This window comes from Rhizobium indicum (assembly GCF_005862305.2).
Classification (GTDB): Bacteria; Pseudomonadota; Alphaproteobacteria; order Rhizobiales; family Rhizobiaceae; genus Rhizobium; species Rhizobium indicum.
The window spans coordinates 4963582-4979996 of sequence record NZ_CP054021.1; the positions used below are offsets into that span (position 1 = coordinate 4963582).

Sequence of the window (16415 nt, forward strand, 5' to 3'; positions counted from 1 at the left end):
AAAGCGTGACACGGGGCCTGCGCCTGATTCGCGACGGCGTGACTGCTTTTGCCCTGCTGGCGCTCGTGGCGCTGATCGCCGCCAAGCTCAACGATGCAGCAAAAATCGAGCATGCAGGCGCCTTCCATGCTGCCGACGGGGATAGTCTGGTCTTGGGAGACGAACGTTTGCGCCTCGAAGGCATCGATGCGCCGGAACTCAACCAGAGCTGTGAGCGGGCGGGGAAAGCCTGGGCCTGCGGGCGCGCGGCGCGCGAGGCGCTGCAGGAGATGGTGCTGGTATCGGGAACGCTTTGTCAGGGCAGCCGGCGCGACCGCTACGAAAGGCTGCTCGTCGTCTGCCGGAGCGGGGCAGGCGGCGACATCAATGCCGCCATGGTGCGCCGGGGCATGGCGATTTCCTATGGCGATTATGGCAAGGAGGAGGCCGAGGCGAAGGCTCAGAAGGCGGGCCTCTGGGCCGGGACTTTCGAGCGGCCGCGCGATGTGCGCGATCATGCGCGCCAGAGTTCCAGCTTTGATGGCACCCTGCGCTTCATCGGGCAGATCGTCGGATGGGAATAAAGCCATGGGCGACGAAGCCATGCTAGAGAGGCTGCGGCGGGAGATCACCTGCTGTCGCATCTGTCGCGACGCACCGGCGAAAGGCCTCGAATACCGGCTGCCGCACGAGCCGCGGCCGGTGGCGGTGATCTCATCGAGCGCGCGCATCCTGATCGCTGGGCAGGCGCCCGGGCTTCGGGTGCACGAGAGCGGTCTGCCGTTCGACGATGCATCGGGCGACCGGCTGCGATCATGGCTCGGCGTTGACACGGCAAGCTTCTATGACCGCGACCGATTCGCCATCGTGCCGATGGGCTTCTGCTTTCCCGGCTACGACGACAAGGGCGCGGATCTGCCGCCGCGGCGCGAATGCGCGCCGTTCTGGCGGCAAAGAGTGATCTCGGCCATGCCGCAGATCGAACTGGTGCTGGTCATCGGCCAATATGCGCAGGCCTGGCATATGGCCGGCGAAAGGCAGGACAATATGACCGAGACGGTGCGAGCATGGCGTGACTGTCTTCTGTCCGACCGATCGCCGGCGGTTCTGCCGCTGCCGCATCCGAGCTGGCGCAATAGCGGCTGGCTGAAGCGCAATCCCTGGTTCGAGAAAGAATTGCTCCCGGTCCTGCAGGAACGGACGAAAATGCTGCTTTCCTGAAACAAAATTCTTTTCGTTGCGCGGAATCGAGTTATACAAAGAAAATAATTCGAAAGGACTGTTGTGCGCATGGATCGCCTCGACCGAAAAATACTGCGTCTTCTGCAAGAAGATTCGACGCTTGCCGTTGCCGATCTCGCCAAGAAAGTGGGGCTTTCGACGACGCCGTGCTGGCGGCGCATCCAGAAGATGGAAGAAGACGGCGTCATCAAGCGCCGAGTCGCCATTCTCGATCCGGAGAAGGTCAACACCAAGGTCACCGTCTTCGTGTCGATTCGCACTGCCACCCATTCGATTGAATGGCTGCGTCGCTTTTCCGAGGTGGTCGCCGAATTCCCCGAAGTGGTCGAATTCTACCGGATGAGCGGCGACGTCGACTATCTCCTGCGTGTCGTCGTGCCCGATATCGCCGCCTATGACGCTTTTTATAAGCGGATGATCGCCAAGATCGAGATTCGCGACGTTTCCTCCGCCTTTGCGATGGAGCAGATCAAGTATTCGACGCAGCTGCCGCTCGACTACATGATTCTCGACAATGCCAAGTCCAACGAGGATTGAGGTCAAGCGTGCGGCCATGACCGCACGCGATCATGCAAAATGCAACGAGGACTGGGACCAGGCGTGAGTCTGACCGGGGATATGCCCGTTGGAGGCGAGGTGTGACACACTGGCCGCACACTGGAATGCCGGTTCGGCAAGACCGAGTTCTGGCATATGCGGTCGGCGTTTGCAAAAAAGCCTCAAAAATAGCGAAAAAACGCTCAAATCTCCCCTAATTCCTGGAAAAATGAATAGCCTGGTAAGGATTCCGGGGTTATGGTCGATGAAACCAATGGGCGATATGTCATAATTTTGTCTCATTGGTATCGAATTCAGGACACCATGTTCTAAACCGCCACCTTGTTTGTGCTTGTTAGCCGGCGGTAGAGTTTATGCGCTTCGCCAGTATGTTCGACGGGGGTCGGGCGGTGGAGAATTTGACAAAGGGGTGTAGCGTTTGCGGCTTGCGATGGAAGATTTCCGTCGCGGAGCCGTTTGGCGTGTCTTTCGTCTAAATATCTGAAATTGTTGTATAAAAATCACGTTGTCGGGGAAAGTATCCGGTGAGAACCCATCTGGCGTGTATCGAGAATTGCTTGATAGGGCCTTGTATGTGATGACGGTTTGGCGGTTCGATCGATCCGCACGCCGAGATGGCTGTTCAAACTGGGCCGGCTTCAAATCGACTACCCGATCTGAAGCCAGCCCCGATCGACAAAGGAATGGATTGGTAAATGAACATCAGAATGGTTTTGCTTGCATCAGCAGCAGCATTTGCTGCATCGACGCCGGTTCTTGCAGCTGACGCTATTGTTGCTGCTGAGCCGGAACCGGTTGAATATGTTCGCGTCTGCGACGCTTACGGCACCGGCTACTTCTACATCCCGGGCACCGAAACCTGCCTCAAGATCGAAGGCTACATCCGTTTCCAGGTCAACGTTGGCGAAGATGTCGGCGGCGATTCGGACTGGGATGCCGTCACCCGCGGTCAGGTTCAGTTCACGGCCAAGAGCGACACCGAGTATGGTCCGCTGACCGGCGTCATCGTCATGCAGTTCAATGCTGACAATGCCACCGATCAGGACGCCATCCTCGACTCCGCTTACCTCGACGTCGCGGGCTTCCGCGCCGGTCTGTTCTACAGCTGGTGGGACGATGGTCTCTCTGGCGAAACCGACGACATCGGTTCGGTCGTAACGCTGCATAACTCCATCCGCTATCAGTATGAAAGCGGCACCTTCTACGCCGGCCTCAGCGTCGACGAACTGGAAGACGGCGTTTACCAGGGTGACGTGGATCCCGTCACCGGCCTCCTTGTTCCGAACGATGGTCCGAACAATGTCGGCGTTGCCTTCGGCGTTGGCGGCACTGCCGGCGCATTCAGCTACCAGGTCACTGGCGGCTGGGACGTCGACAACGAAGACGGCGCTATCCGTGCAATGGGTACGGTTGACATCGGTCCCGGTACGCTCGGCCTCGCTGCTGTGTACTCTTCCGGCCCGAACTCCTACTACTCGACGGCTGAATGGGCAGTTGCTGCCGAATACGCCATCAAGGCAACCGACAAGCTGAAAATCACCCCGGGTGTTCAGTACTACGCCAACTACATCGGCGGTGCCAGCGCGGGTGACACCGTTCCTAGCGATTACGACGGTGCCGGTGATGCATGGAAGGTCGGTCTGACGGTTGATTACCAGATCGTCGACAACTTCTACGCCAAGGCTTCGGTTCAGTACCTCGATCCGGAAGATGCTGACGACTCCACGACGGGCTACTTCCGTCTGCAGCGTTCGTTCTAATCCACTTGGTGGATATGCTCCCGGTCTTCGGACCGGGAGCACTTAAATTAGTTTCTGATCCGAGTGACCTCCGATCAGCTACGGGGACGGGTCCGGTCTTCCCTGCCGGACCGTCCTTGCAGTGTTTTTGACGCGCAGTCTTCAAGGCAGTCAATGACGATGCCTTCAGGTGAGCCGAACCGGTGCGGTGTGTATTGCACTCAGCATCCCGCCAGCCTCGTTCTAGAGGCACCCTGTTTTTCCATTTTTCCAACGAGCTGGATCCACCGATAGAATTGTCGTGTGGACGGCTGTTTGTCTATTCTCCCCTTCGGCATCTGTTTGTTTTGTCGCAACAGGTCGCGAAAAGAAAATCCAATGCCGACAATGTGATCACAGCTTTTTGGGAGAGAGGATACAACCCTTGCTGGGGGCCGGCATTCATTCCTACTCGCGGATAGCTTGTTCTTATGGACGATCTCAACGACTACTATTATTTCGCCGCTGTCGTCTCCAGCGGCGGTTTCGCTTCTGCAAGTCGCGATCTCAAAATACCACGTTCGAAGCTCAGCAGGCGGGTCAGCCGGCTTGAGGAAGGGCTTGGCGCGAGGCTCATAGAACGCTCGACCCGCCACTTCCGGGTGACTGAAATCGGCCAGGCTTTCTACGAAAGATGCCAGACCATCCTGCAGGAGGCCGATCGTGCCAAATCGATCGTCAGCGAGGCTCAGTCCGACCCGCAAGGTGTGGTGCGGATGGGCTGCCCGCTGGGTCTCGTCGACATCTCGGTCGGGGGGATCCTGCCCGAATTCCTGGAACGTTATCCGAAGATCAAGCTGCAGATCATCGGGTCCGACCGGCGTGCCGATCTCATCAACGAACGGATCGACCTCGAGGTGAGGGCGACCAACGAGCCGGAGACGCAGACGAGCCTGACGATGCGCAAGCTCGATCGTATCAGGCGTATCCTGGTCGCAAGTCCGTCGCTCGTCGAGCGTACCGGCAACTTGAATTGCGTGGACGAACTCGCCGAGCTGCCGACGCTGGCAATGACGTCATGGGTGTCGTTCCACACCTGGGAACTGGTCGGTCCGAATGACGCCAAGCAGGTGATTCGGCATCAGCCGCGGCTCACCTGCCGCAGTATGACCGCCATCCTCGACGCAGCCCGTGCCGGCCTCGGCTTCGGGCTTCTGCTCGAAAGTGCCTGCGAGGCCGATCTCCAGGCCGGCAAGCTGGTGCGGGTGCTGCCGGAATGGCAGTCGGAGGAGAGCCAGTTCTACATCGTCTTCACGACGGCCAAGGGCATGCCGCCGGCGGTACGGGTCCTGATCGATTTCCTAGTCGAAAAATCCAAACAGCATTGACTCACAGCGCCAGGCATCTTTATTCGAGCCGGCATCCCGCCTTATCTCAACCGTGCCAACAGCTTTTCGCCGGCCAGTTCCCTGACGGTATCCTTGCCGATCCAGCGGGCGGTTTTATCAGGGCTTTCCGCCAGGATCTTTGCGAGTGCCAGGGCCGGCGCATGGCAGGCGAGATTGCGCTTGCCGATGCTGCGCAGCGCCCAATTCACCGCCTTGCGCACGAAGTTTCGCGGGTCGCCGGCATGGGCCTCGATCAGCGGCATCCAGGCAAGGAGGGTCGCGTCGGACTCCATTTTCCGATGGACGGCGGCACCTGATATCATGGCGAAGGCGGTGCGCCTGATAAATTCGCGCTCGTCGGCGGCGAAGTCTGAGATGAGTTCATCCAGCCGGGCTTCGACGAAGAGATCGGCGGCGCAATCGACGATCTCCCAGGAGTTGAAATCATCGGCCCAATTTCGGGCTTCTTCCGTCGTCAACCGCTTCGGCTCGGCTGTGCAGAGGGCGAGCAGGCGGGCTTCGCGGATATCGCTTCGCCAGAGCTGCATTGCCCTGAGGTGATCCTTCTTCGCCAGTCTGGCGACCGCGCGGATATCGGGATTGGAGATGCCGAGGGCGCCGCCGGTGACGATGCCGAAGCGCGCCATGCCGGCGACATTCTCCTCCGAACGCAGCGTTTCGAGATGCGCGATCAGTTCGGCCGCATCGGAGGAGGGGCCGATCATTTCTCGAGGCGGGCGAGCAGCGAGGATGTGTCCCAGCGATTGCCGCCCATTGCCTGCACGTCGCCGTAGAACTGATCGACGACGGCGGTGACCGGCAGCTTGGCGCCGTTGCGGCGGGCTTCGGTGAGCACGATGCCGAGATCCTTGCGCATCCAGTCGACCGCGAAGCCGAAATCATACTTGCCTGCGTTCATGGTTTTGTGGCGGTTTTCCATCTGCCAGGAGCCGGCTGCCCCCTTGGAAATCACCTCGACGACCTTTTCGATATCGAGGCCGGCGCGCTTGCCGAAATGCAGCGCTTCGGCAAGTCCCTGGACGAGGCCGGCGATGCAGATCTGGTTGACCATCTTGGTCAGCTGGCCCGAGCCTGCCGGCCCCATCAGGCCAACCATGCGGGCATAGGCGTCGATGACAGGCCTAGCGCGTTCGAAGACGGCCTCGTCGCCGCCGCACATGACGGTCAGGGCGCCGTTTTCGGCGCCGGCCTGGCCGCCGGAGACGGGAGCGTCGATGAAATCGACACCTTTTTCCTTTGCCGCGGCATAAAGTTCGCGGGCGACCTCAGCGCTGGCGGTGGTGTTGTCGATCAGCACCGAACCTGGCTTCATGCCGTGCAGGGCGCCGTTCTCACCCGATGTCACCGAGCGGAGATCTTCGTCATTGCCGACGCAGACGAAGACGAAATCGGCCCCAGTGGCGGCCTCGGCCGGGGTGGGGGCGGCGTGGCCTGAAAATTTCTCGGCCCAGGCGGCAGCTTTTTCGGCCGTGCGGTTGTAGACGGTGACATCGTGGCCGCCTTTCGTCTTCAGATGCCCCGCCATGGGAAAACCCATGACGCCGAGACCGATGAACGCGACTTTTGCCATATGTCCTATCCTTTTCCTCAAGTGCAGGCTCCGAGGATTAACCGAAACGGCGGGAGCAGAAAAGCCCGCGAACGGACTTCCTTGCGATCAATGAATATGAGGCTGGCCACTGTTCGGCCGAGTCCTAAGTTGGCGAGAAGATATTATGTTCCGGAGGTGACATGGGGGAAATTCCGACGATCAAGCCGCGGCGCAAAGGCCGCAGCGGAATGCAGGCGATGCTCATTCCATCGCAGCAGATGGTCGCAGCGCAGATTCGATCGGCACCGGAAGGTGTCCTCACCGAAGTCGGCACTCTCCGCCGCCGTCTCGCCGCTCAATACGGGGCGGACGCCTGTTGCCCGGTGACCGTGCAGCGGCATTTGCGTGCGATCGCCGAGCTGTCCTACGGCGCGCTGGAGAAGGGCGAGCCGGTTTCGACGGTCACGCCCCATTGGCGCATGGTCGATCCCGCAAGCCTGCTTGCGAAGCGTCTTGCCGGCGGCCCCACCTTCATTCGCGAGCGGCTGGCTGCCGAAGGTCGGGAGTGAGCCGGGATAATAGGCAGCATAAGGGGCGCGCGAAAAAATTCCGCTTGAGGTCGATTTCCGGGCTGCAAAATCTCAGCAAAGGCGGAATCTTGCAAATAAAATTGTCGATATAAATTATAGATTTCATCATCATGGCATTCATCACTGACTGGGTCGACCAGCCGAAAACAGGCCCGACACCATCAAAAAAGGGGAAAGTCATGATTTCACGTCGACAAACGCTCGGGCTTTTCGCAGCAGCCGCGGCCACGGCAATCCTCCCGGCTATCAGGCCGGCACGCGCTGCCGCCAGCGAGTTCCGCATCGGCTGGCAGAAGAACGGCGTGCTGGCGCTCGCCAAGCGGCGCGGCGCGCTTGAGAAGCGGCTTGCCGATCGCGGCATTACCGTCAGCTGGTCAGAATTCACCTCCGGCCCGCCGCTTCTCGAAGCGCTGGGCGCCGGTGCTCTCGATTTCGGCGCGACTGGCGACGTGCCGCCGCTCTTTGCCCAGGCGGCCGGCGGGCAGCTCTATTATGTCGGTCTCTACAAGGGCAGCCCGGCAGGCTCGGCCATCCTCGTGCGCAAGGATTCGTCGATCAAGACGCTTGAAGACCTCAAAGGTAAGAAGGTCGCTTTCAAGCGCGGCTCCAGCGCGCACAATGTAACCGTCAAGGTTCTGCGCCAGGCAGGCCTGAAGCCCGAAGATGTCGAGCAGCTCGATCTTTCGCCGCCGGATGCCGCCGCTGCGTTCAAGAATGGCAGCATCGACGCGTGGTCGATCTGGGATCCTTATCTGGCGATTGCCGAAGCCGATCCGGAGACACGTATCCTGACGACCGCCGAAGGTATCGTCGACTCCTACAGTTTCTTCCTCGCCAATCGCGATTTCACCGATGCGAACGGGCAAGTGGTCGTCGACGTGATCGATGAGCTTGCCAAGGTCGGCACGTCGGCCCAGAGCAATCTCGACGAGACGGTGAAGGAGCTTTCCGAGATTACCGGCGTTCCGGTTGACGTAACGCGCGTGACCTTGACGCGAAAGGGCGCCGATCTCGGCAGCGTTTCGACCATCACCGATGCCGCCGCCGCCTATCAGCAAGCCCTCGCCGACGAGTTCCACGGGCTCGGCATCCTGCCGAAGAAGCTCGTGACCGGCGATATCGTCTGGCGTCCCAAGGCAAGCTGATTTTCCAGCCAGGCCAAGATTTCCGCTCGGCGGCATGGAGAGGGCCTCCATGCCGCCGAGCCGGAAAAATATTCCCCAAAACGGATTAGAATAGCAAATTGATATTGTCGATCTAATTGGTGGTCTATGTCACTATCCTCACGATCGAGAGACACCGAAAGGCATCTGCCTACTGCCAATCCGATCGACAGGGATATTTCAGATGCTCGCGCATAGACAGACAGCCGGCCTTCTTGCCGCCTCCGCCGCCACTACGATCCTCCCAAGCATCTGTGCGGCGGCGGCTCTGCGCAAGGCAGACGGTCTGCGTGTCGCCGCTTGCAGAGAGCCATCTCGACCACGCGAGTTGATTTTCGAATTCCGCAGCTAAAGGACCGTCTTCCAATGACCACCATCTCCCATAAAGGCACATCCGAGCCCATCAATTTCCTCTGGTTCATTCCGACATCGGGCGACGGCACTTATCTCGGCTCCTCCGAGCTCAACCGTGCGCCCGAGATCGGCTATCTCACGCAGATCGCCCAAGCCGTCGACCGGCTCGGCTATTCCGGCGTGCTGCTGCCGACCGGGGTTGCTTGCGAAGAATCCTTCGTGACGGCAGCAGCCCTTGCCGCCAAGACCGAGAAGCTGCAGTTCCTGGTGGCGATCCGTCCCGGCACGGCATCGCCTGCCTATTACGCGCGTCTTGCGACGACGCTCGACCGGATCTCCAACGGCCGCCTGCTGCTCAACATCGTCGTCGGCGGTAGCCCTGCGGAGCTTGCCGGCGATGGCATCCATCTCGAGCATGACGAGCGCTACGCCCATGCGGAAGAGTTTTTCACCGTGTTCGAGGAACTGCTGGAAAAGGGAACGGCAAGCTTCGACGGCAAATACATCAAGGCGACCAATGCGCGCCTCGGCTTTCCCTCGGTGCAGAACCCGCGCCCGCCGCTCTATTTCGGCGGCTCGTCGGATGCCGGCATCGATTTCTCCGTCGGACGCGTCGACAAGTACCTGACCTGGGGCGAGCCGCCGGCACAGGTTGCCGAGAAAATTACCAAGGTGCGCAAGGCCGCAGGCGAGCGCGGCCGAGAGGTGAGCTTCGGCATTCGCCTGCACTTCATCGTGCGCGAAACCGATGATGAGGCATGGGAGGCTGCTGAGCGGCTGATCCGCCATCTCGACGACGATACGATCCGCGAGGCGCAGGAGCGCTTCGTTCACGAGTCCGATTCGGTTGGCCAGAAGCGCATGGCCGCCCTTCACGGCGGCCGGCGCGACAAGCTCGAAGTCTCGCCGAACCTCTGGGCCGGCGTCGGCCTGGTGCGCGCCGGTGCGGGCACGGCGCTGGTCGGCTCGCCGAAGACGGTGGCCGCGCGCCTTCGCGAGTATCAGGAGATCGGCATCGATACGGTGATCGGCTCCGGCTATCCGCATCTGGAAGAGGCCTATCGCGTCGCCGAACTGCTTTTCCCCGAACTCGGCATCACCCGCGAGCAGCAGCGTCTGGGCTTCAACACCGAGTTCGGCCGCAAGCAGGTCTTCGCAGGCGGCAGCCATGGCGGCAATCTGAAAGTCGTCTCCGGCTCCTGAGCTCGAACAGAGCGTGACACCGTCGCAAGTCGCTTACGGCTTGCGACACCCTGCTTTCGATAAGCGCGAGGACAAAGCATGTCGACTTTCGATACTCCGTTCGTACGGTCGGTCGCTTCCGAAAAGGCCGGGAAGGCGGGTCTGCGCCTGCCGCTGCCCGGCCTGGAGAAGCTGACGCCTTACCTGGTGCCGGTGGCGATCGTGGCGTTCTGGCAGCTTGCCTCCTCTGTCGGCTGGATCTCGTCGCGCATCATGCCGTCGCCAGCCGATGTCGGCCTCGCCTTCTGGTCGACGACGGTTTCCGGCCAGTTGCCGAATGACGTGCTGGTGAGCGCCGGCCGCGCCTTTGCCGGCCTTCTCGTCGGCGGCTCGATCGGCTTCCTGCTCGGCATTGCCAATGGCGTATCACGCATTTCCGAGCAATTGACCGATACGACGCTGCAGATGCTGCGCACCATTCCGCATCTGGCGATGATCCCGCTCGTCATCCTGTGGTTCGGGATCGGTGAGGAATCGAAGCTGTTTCTGACCTCGCTCGGGGTGCTCTTCCCGGTTTATCTCAACACCTATCACGGGGTGCGCAATGTCGATCGCGATCTGATCGAGATGGGCAAGGTCTATGGCATGGGCAACTGGACGCTTTTCCGCAAGGTGATCTTTCCAGGTGCGCTGCCGTCGATCTTCGTCGGTCTCAGATATGCGCTCGGCATCATGTGGCTGACGCTGATCGTATCGGAATCGATTGCCGCATCCTCGGGCATCGGCCATATGGCCAACAATGCCCGCGAATTCATGATGACTGACGTCGTCGTGCTCGCCCTCGTCATTTATGCCGTGCTCGGCAAGCTTGCCGATGTCATCGCCCGGGTTCTGGAGAGGCGGTTGCTCGCCTGGAACCCGGTCTATCAGAAATAGGAGAGATGCCATGACATCGATCGCGCATGAGCGTTTTCACGCCGTCGCCGAAGAGCCAGCTTATGCGCGTGAAAACGCGCCCGCGGTGGGCCGCAGTGCGCCTGCGGCGATCAGCCTGACGGGGCTTGAAAAGAGTTTTGGGGCCAACCGCGTGCTGCGCGGCATCAACCTGCATATTCCGGCCGGCCAGTTCGTCGCCGTAATCGGCAAGAGCGGTTGCGGCAAGAGCACGCTGCTGCGCATCCTGATGGGCCTCGACGAGCCGAGTGCCGGCGAGCTGCATTTCGAGGATGCCGACGGGGCGCAGGCGAGCCCGAACGCGCGCATCGTCTTTCAAGAGCCGCGGCTGCTGCCCTGGCTCAGTGTCGCAGACAATGTCGTCGTCGGGCTCGGCGACGGCATCGACAGTCGGGCGGCGGCAAAGGCGGCCGATGCTGTGCTTGCCGAAGTCCAGCTTAGCGAAAAGACCAGAGAATGGCCGGCGCGGCTTTCCGGCGGGCAGCGGCAGCGCGTGGCGCTTGCGCGGGCGCTGGTCAGCCGGCCGGGCGTGCTGGCACTCGACGAACCGCTCGGCGCACTCGATGCGCTGACGCGCATCAGCATGCAAGAACTCATCAACCGTGTCTGGCGCGAACTCGGCTTCACCGCAGTGCTCGTCACCCATGATGTCAGCGAGGCGGTGCATCTCGCCGACCGGGTCATCGTGCTCGACGAGGGGCGGATCGCACTCGATCTTGCCATTCCCTATCCGCGTCCGCGCCGGCACGGCCATCCTGGCCTCGCCGAGCTGGAAGGCCGGCTGCTTGCCGCGATTCTCGGCACCGACGGCGGCCATTGATCCCAGCGCTAGTCGCGATGCTGCATGACCTCGGCATAGGCGAGGCGTATCGGTGCGAGCATGCATGACCACTGGCGAAAATGCATAGCCGCTTGGGTATGTGAAGTTCACCCTATCTCTGCCAGCGCTGCCATGCGCACTAAATTCAGCAATACTATTTTCCTCAAGTTGTTTTACGTTCAGCTTGACTCATTCATACCTCCATGGCTATACGTTAATCCATAGCCAACGAGGTATGGATTGTAGATGTCGGACACCCAGGACGTGCTCTTCAGAACGCTCGCCGATCCGACCCGGAGGGCTCTTTTCGAACGGCTGTGCCGCGAAGGAGAGAAGACGGTCGGGGCTCTGACGGCTCGGGCCGGGGTCTCGCAACCGGTCGTCTCGAAACATCTCGGAATCCTGAAGCAGGCCGGATTGGTGCGCGACCGTCGCGAAGGTCGCCAGACCCACTATAGCGCCCAGCTCGGTGCGCTGGCGCCGCTGGTCGACTGGACAAGTGAGATGGCGGGCTTTTGGCAAAATCGGTTCGACCAGCTGGAAGATCTATTGAAAAGGATGGACCAATGACCGAAATTTCAAACGAAACCCGTTCCGTCATCGTCGAACGAGAGATCCCTTTTCCGCCGGAAAAGATCTGGCGCGCGCTCACGCAGCCGCATCTGATTGCGGACTGGCTAATGAAGAACGACTTCGTGCCGGTCGTGGATCACCGTTTCAAGCTGAGCGCGGATTGGGGCTCGGTCGACTGCCAGGTCCTGGAAGTCGAGCCGAACAAAACCCTGTCTTACACCTGGGCTGCCTATGATCTCGAAAGTGTCGTCACCTGGACTCTCACACCCAAGGGCGCGGGCACGCAGTTGCGCATGGAGCAGTCGGGCTTCCGGCCGGATCAGCGGCAGGCTTACGGGGGCGCCAAAAACGGTTGGCAGCAGTTCTTCGCAAAGCTGGAGCAGGTGCTGACGCGCATCGAGTGAGACCGCTGCCAAAACGGATCACGCCATCCGCTTCGCTCGTTTTCGCAGGAGGTTCCCTTGAATTGGAATAACTGGCTTCGGCAGATCCACCGTTGGCTGTCCATTGCCTTTACGCTGGCCGTCATAATTAATATCATCGCGATGGTGCAGGAGAAATCGTCGGTCTGGGTGGGCCTCATGGCGCTGCTGCCGCTGACCTTGCTGCTGCTCACCGGTCTCTACCTGTTCGCGCTGCCATATGCCACAAAGTGGCGCGGCGCGGGACGCAGGGGAGGGTAGGAGTGAAGGCAATGTCCGGGAAGACACTCAAGACTGCGGCAAAGGTCACGAAGAAGACAGCCGCCAAGCCTGATACCGCGGAGCCGACCCTTCTCTCGGGCGGCAACCCTCAGATCGCCAAGGGTTACGGCGACGCTCCCGTGCAAGCCTACATCGCCGCCATGCCCGGCTGGAAAAGCGACGTCGGGCATCGCCTCGACGCGCTCATCACCCGCACGGTGCCCGGGGTGTACAAGGCCGTGAAATGGAACTCGCCCCTTTACGGCATGGAAGGGCAGGGCTGGTTTCTCGGTGTCCATTGCTTCGCAAAATACATCAAGGTTGCTTTCTTCCGCGGCACGTCGCTCAGTCCCGTTCCGCCCGGCGAGTCCAAACAAAAGGAAGTGCGTTACTTCCACATTCATGAGGAAGACCGACTCGACGAGGCCCAGCTCGCCGCCTGGGTGGAACAGGCAAGCCAATTGCCCGGCGAACGAATGTGAGCGGACGCGTAGATTTAAGCGTTAGAGCGTCCTTTGTGCGTCCGAAAAGACGCACTGCGCGCTTAGGCCATCAGCATTTAAGGGATGAAGGGGAGATATCGATGAAGAAAGCCACGGCAACCCCGAAGAAGAGCGGCTCCAGCGAAGAGAAAGACGGAGACTCTCCTTCTCGTTTGATCGATGCGAGAATCGAGGAGTTGAGCGATTGGCGCGGCGAGATGCTCGCCCGCGTCCGAACTTTCATCAGACAGGCCGAGCCCGACGTGGTCGAGGAATGGAAGTGGAGAGGCGTTCCGGTGTGGGAGCACGCCGGGATCATCTGCACCGGCGAGACCTACAAGAGCGTGGTGAAACTGACCTTCGCCAAGGGCGCCTCGCTGGAGGACCCTTCAGGCCTCTTCAACTCCAGCCTTGACGGCAATACCAGGCGCGCCATCGATTTCCATGAGGGCGACGAGATTGACGAGCAGGCGTTGAAGGCGCTCATTCGCGGTGCTGTCGCACTCAACACTTCAAAGCGGGCCGCCGCTCGTCCTGCCGGCTCGCGGAAGAAACCAAGCAGCGCTTGAGGCTTGGCCTATTTCGCCTGAAACATTCGCGTCAAATTTGATTCATGCGAGGCGATTTGGTTTTGCGTGACATGCGATCAGTGGATCGGGCTTTCCTCGCGTTCGAGGAAGAGTTCCAGATTGTTGAGGCCGATCTCCGTGCCCTGAAGGCGGGCGCCGTTATCGGCGTAGCCGTCGAGGAAGACCACCTGTTCGGTGAAGACCATTTTGGTGCCGCCGGGTTCGGCTTCGAAGGCGACGGTTGTGAGCGAGGCAGAGATGCGGCTTTCCCCGAGCTTCATCTCATAGGCATAGATGATCCGGGTATTGAGCACGATGTCGATGTAATGGGCATCATAGGCGTGCAGAAGGCCGTCGGTATCGGCGACGTAGTTCCTTTCCGCGCCACCGGGGCGGAAATCGAGCCCGTAGTCCAGCGGCACCCACTCGCCGTGGCAGGCGAACCATTGGCGCTTGGCTTCCGGCGCCGACCAGGCGCGGAAGGCGCGGGCGACCGGCGCCTTCAGGTGACGCTCGATGACGAGAGTGGCGTGTTCGGCGGATCGTGTCGTCATTCGGGAAGGGTCTCCGTTTCATTGGCGAGAAAGTGATCCAGCCTGTCGAAGGTAGTCGTCCAGCGGATCTTCCGCTGCTCCACCCAGCGCTCGACGGCGGCAAGCGCATCCTGCTGCAGGCGGTAGGTTCGCACCCGGCCGGATTTTTGGGAGAGCACGAGGCCGCTCTCCTCCAGCACCTGCAGATGTTTCATCACCGTCGGCAAGGCAACCGCGAGCGGCGCGGCCAGCTCGGTGACGGAAGCCGGGCCCCGGCCGAGGCGATCGATCATGCCGCGGCGGCTGCGATCGGAAAGTGCATGGAACATGCGGTCGAGATCCGCCTGGCCGTCCATCATTCCGTCGCATCCCGGAAGCGAGCCGGCAACCGTTCTTTGTAGGGATAGAATTTGAAGTAGGGGCGGGCCTCTTCCAGCACCCTTGCAAAGGACGGGCGCGCCAGCAGCCGGTCGTAATAGGCGCGAAGACTCGGCTGTTCCGCTGAAAACGGGATCAGTGTCTCGGCATAGAAGAGGGCAGGGGCGGCGGCGCAATCGGCCATGGTGAAGCCCTCGCCTGATATCCATTGCTTGTCGGCGAGCTGTTTTTCGATCATCGCATAGGCGGTGGCGAGTGTCGCCTTGGCGGCTGCTACCTCGATCTCGTCTGCCGTGCCGTCGGGGCGCCGACGATTGCTGACGATGGTCTGCATCGGCGCCTGGACATAGTGGTCGAAAAAGCGGTCCCAGAGGCGAACCTGCAGCGCCCGGTCGATCTCCGGCGGCAGCAGGCGAACGGGGCCGGGATAATATTGCTCGAGATATTCGATGATGATCGATGTCTCGGGAATGGTGCTGTCGCGCGCCTCGTCCCGCAACAGCGGCATCTTGCCGATCGGCCAGAAGCGAAAGAGATCGGCGCGCGAGCTTTCGTCTGAAAGATCGACGATGCGATTCTCGAAGACAGTGCCGTTTTCATAAAGCGCGATCAGCACTTTATGGCAGAAGGATGCGAGCGGATGCCCATGGAGCACGAGCGACATGCGGCGACCTTTCCTATCGTTGCGGTAAACTTTACCGATCGACTAACTATCAGGTCATAACACATTACGCAATAGATACTTCGCCAACCGTGCAACCATCCGTCAGCCGATATATCAGGTGTTGGCGTCAGCCATTATACCGGGCGATCACCAAATGGCCTGGTGTCGGCTGGCCGTCTTCCATGCGCACGTTGATATCCGATATTTCGACGAGTTCGAAACCGGTGGCCGTCAGACGTTCTCTGAGATAGGCGTCGGCATGAGCGAAGCGCTGGTGCGGGCCGACCATGTAGGCGCGGCCGGCGAGAATTTCCTCAGGCAGGGTTTCCGAGGAGAAGATGAACAATCCGCCCGGCATCAGGTTCTCGGCGGCACCGAAGAACAGCGGTTCGAGCGCGCCGAGATAGGGCAGCACGTCGGTGGCGGCGATGATGTCGAAGGCTTCCTCGTCGTTGTCGTCGAGGAAATCCTCGACCTCGGCGACGAAGAGCGTCTCGTAGAGATCCTTCTCATGGGCGATCTCGACCATCTTCTCCGATATGTCGATCCCGGTCATGTCAGCGCAGAGGTCGCGCAGCGCGCCGCCGGTGAGGCCCGTGCCGCAGCCGAGATCGAGCAACCGCTTGAACGGTCCGAGCTTTAAAGCCTGCAGGCGTTGGCGCACCAGCATCGGCACGTGATAGCCGAGTTGCTCGACGAGCACGTCCTCGAAAACCTCGGCATGCTGGTCGAACAAGGTCTCGACATAGGCGTCGGGCGCCTTGACCGGCGTTTCGCCGCGGCCCATCGCGGCGATGCGTACGGCCGCACCGCCGTGATCGTCGGGATCGAGTGCCAGGACTTCCTCATAGGCTGCAACGGCCGCATCGACATCTCCGGCCTTTTCCAGCTCCAGCGCGCGGTTGTAGGCCTCGCCAAGGGCATCTTCGTCGATCTTCTTTGCCATCGCAGTCCATCGTCCTTTTGTTTCAGGCATGCGTCTAAGACGGCTTTCGATGTTTTGCAATGGCGCGCTTGCAGGCGCAGAATGGCC

Annotated in this window: 21 protein-coding genes; 15 read left to right on the forward strand and 6 right to left on the reverse strand. The window is 60.7% G+C overall.

Translation table 11 applies throughout. The features are described from left to right. The first annotated feature begins 5 nt into the window (after window positions 1-5). The 5 genes from FFM53_RS24130 (at window position 6) to FFM53_RS24150 (ending at window position 4885) form a co-directional block, all read left to right on the forward strand. Window positions 6-563 carry a thermonuclease family protein gene (locus FFM53_RS24130; RefSeq protein WP_138390991.1) on the forward strand — a complete coding sequence of 186 codons (558 nt, stop codon included), beginning with the start codon at window positions 6-8 and terminating at the stop codon, window positions 561-563. A 4-nt stretch (window positions 564-567) separates the two neighbouring features. Continuing rightward, window positions 568-1200: a uracil-DNA glycosylase family protein gene (locus FFM53_RS24135; RefSeq protein ID WP_138390992.1), complete on the forward strand. Its 633-nt coding sequence runs from the start codon at window positions 568-570 to the stop codon at window positions 1198-1200. A 69-nt stretch (window positions 1201-1269) separates the two neighbouring features. Beyond that, a complete protein-coding gene (locus tag FFM53_RS24140) occupies window positions 1270-1758 on the forward strand; it encodes an Lrp/AsnC family transcriptional regulator (protein ID WP_003540387.1) in 489 nt (162 codons plus the stop codon). A gap of 716 nt (window positions 1759-2474) precedes the next feature. Further along, the gene (locus FFM53_RS24145) at window positions 2475-3539 is read left to right on the forward strand and encodes a porin (RefSeq protein ID WP_138390993.1); all 1065 of its coding nucleotides are present in this window, start codon (window positions 2475-2477) and stop codon (window positions 3537-3539) included. 449 nt (window positions 3540-3988) lie between these two features. Continuing rightward, the gene (locus FFM53_RS24150; RefSeq protein ID WP_138390994.1) at window positions 3989-4885 is read left to right on the forward strand and encodes a LysR substrate-binding domain-containing protein; all 897 of its coding nucleotides are present in this window, start codon (window positions 3989-3991) and stop codon (window positions 4883-4885) included. Between the two features lie 41 nt (window positions 4886-4926). Here the strand turns inward: FFM53_RS24150 and FFM53_RS24155 are convergent, their stop codons facing one another. Continuing rightward, complete coding sequence (locus FFM53_RS24155) at window positions 4927-5610, reverse strand: DNA alkylation repair protein (RefSeq protein ID WP_138390995.1); 684 nt, start codon at window positions 5608-5610, stop codon at window positions 4927-4929. Then, window positions 5607-6476, reverse strand: a complete 870-nt coding sequence (locus FFM53_RS24160; RefSeq protein ID WP_138390996.1) for an NAD(P)-dependent oxidoreductase — start codon at window positions 6474-6476, stop codon at window positions 5607-5609. The genes FFM53_RS24155 and FFM53_RS24160 overlap by 4 nt, the downstream gene beginning before the upstream one ends. A gap of 161 nt (window positions 6477-6637) precedes the next feature. Here FFM53_RS24160 and FFM53_RS24165 point away from each other — a divergent pair, with 161 nt between their 5' ends. The 10 genes from FFM53_RS24165 (at window position 6638) to FFM53_RS24210 (ending at window position 13807) form a co-directional block, all read left to right on the forward strand. Next, window positions 6638-7006, forward strand: a complete 369-nt coding sequence (locus FFM53_RS24165; RefSeq protein WP_138390997.1) for a hypothetical protein — start codon at window positions 6638-6640, stop codon at window positions 7004-7006. Window positions 7007-7206: 200 nt separating this feature from the next. Beyond that, complete coding sequence (locus tag FFM53_RS24170; protein WP_138390998.1) at window positions 7207-8172, forward strand: aliphatic sulfonate ABC transporter substrate-binding protein; 966 nt, start codon at window positions 7207-7209, stop codon at window positions 8170-8172. Window positions 8173-8556: 384 nt separating this feature from the next. Next, window positions 8557-9747 (forward strand): FMNH2-dependent alkanesulfonate monooxygenase, encoded by a 1191-nt coding sequence (gene ssuD / locus FFM53_RS24175; protein WP_138390999.1) that lies wholly within the window; start codon window positions 8557-8559, stop codon window positions 9745-9747. A 78-nt stretch (window positions 9748-9825) separates the two neighbouring features. Further along, complete coding sequence (gene ssuC / locus FFM53_RS24180) at window positions 9826-10662, forward strand: aliphatic sulfonate ABC transporter permease SsuC (protein WP_138391000.1); 837 nt, start codon at window positions 9826-9828, stop codon at window positions 10660-10662. Window positions 10663-10672: 10 nt separating this feature from the next. Beyond that, entirely contained in the window at window positions 10673-11500 is an 828-nt protein-coding gene (locus tag FFM53_RS24185; protein ID WP_138391001.1) for an ATP-binding cassette domain-containing protein, read from the forward strand. Window positions 11501-11746: 246 nt separating this feature from the next. Further along, window positions 11747-12070, forward strand: a complete 324-nt coding sequence (locus FFM53_RS24190; protein ID WP_138391002.1) for an ArsR/SmtB family transcription factor — start codon at window positions 11747-11749, stop codon at window positions 12068-12070. Then, on the forward strand, window positions 12067-12477 hold the full coding sequence (locus FFM53_RS24195) for an SRPBCC family protein (protein WP_138391003.1): 411 nt from the start codon (window positions 12067-12069) through the stop codon (window positions 12475-12477). The genes FFM53_RS24190 and FFM53_RS24195 overlap by 4 nt, the downstream gene beginning before the upstream one ends. Before the next feature lie 57 nt (window positions 12478-12534). Then, complete coding sequence (locus tag FFM53_RS24200; RefSeq protein ID WP_138329191.1) at window positions 12535-12756, forward strand: hypothetical protein; 222 nt, start codon at window positions 12535-12537, stop codon at window positions 12754-12756. A gap of 11 nt (window positions 12757-12767) precedes the next feature. After that, complete coding sequence (locus FFM53_RS24205; RefSeq protein WP_138329192.1) at window positions 12768-13238, forward strand: DUF1801 domain-containing protein; 471 nt, start codon at window positions 12768-12770, stop codon at window positions 13236-13238. A 101-nt stretch (window positions 13239-13339) separates the two neighbouring features. Beyond that, window positions 13340-13807, forward strand: coding sequence for a DUF1801 domain-containing protein (locus tag FFM53_RS24210; RefSeq protein WP_138329193.1), 468 nt, complete (start codon window positions 13340-13342; stop codon window positions 13805-13807). A 77-nt stretch (window positions 13808-13884) separates the two neighbouring features. Here the strand turns inward: FFM53_RS24210 and FFM53_RS24215 are convergent, their stop codons facing one another. The 4 genes from FFM53_RS24215 to FFM53_RS24230 form a co-directional block, all read right to left on the reverse strand. Then, window positions 13885-14361 (reverse strand): SRPBCC family protein, encoded by a 477-nt coding sequence (locus FFM53_RS24215; RefSeq protein WP_138329194.1) that lies wholly within the window; start codon window positions 14359-14361, stop codon window positions 13885-13887. Then, window positions 14358-14699: an ArsR/SmtB family transcription factor gene (locus FFM53_RS24220; RefSeq protein ID WP_138329195.1), complete on the reverse strand. Its 342-nt coding sequence runs from the start codon at window positions 14697-14699 to the stop codon at window positions 14358-14360. The genes FFM53_RS24215 and FFM53_RS24220 overlap by 4 nt, the downstream gene beginning before the upstream one ends. Further along, entirely contained in the window at window positions 14696-15382 is a 687-nt protein-coding gene (locus FFM53_RS24225) for a glutathione S-transferase family protein (protein ID WP_138391004.1), read from the reverse strand. Before FFM53_RS24225 ends, FFM53_RS24220 begins: the two co-directional genes overlap by 4 nt. Before the next feature lie 127 nt (window positions 15383-15509). After that, window positions 15510-16328, reverse strand: coding sequence for a class I SAM-dependent DNA methyltransferase (locus FFM53_RS24230; RefSeq protein ID WP_138391005.1), 819 nt, complete (start codon window positions 16326-16328; stop codon window positions 15510-15512). Window positions 16329-16415: the final 87 nt, after the last annotated feature.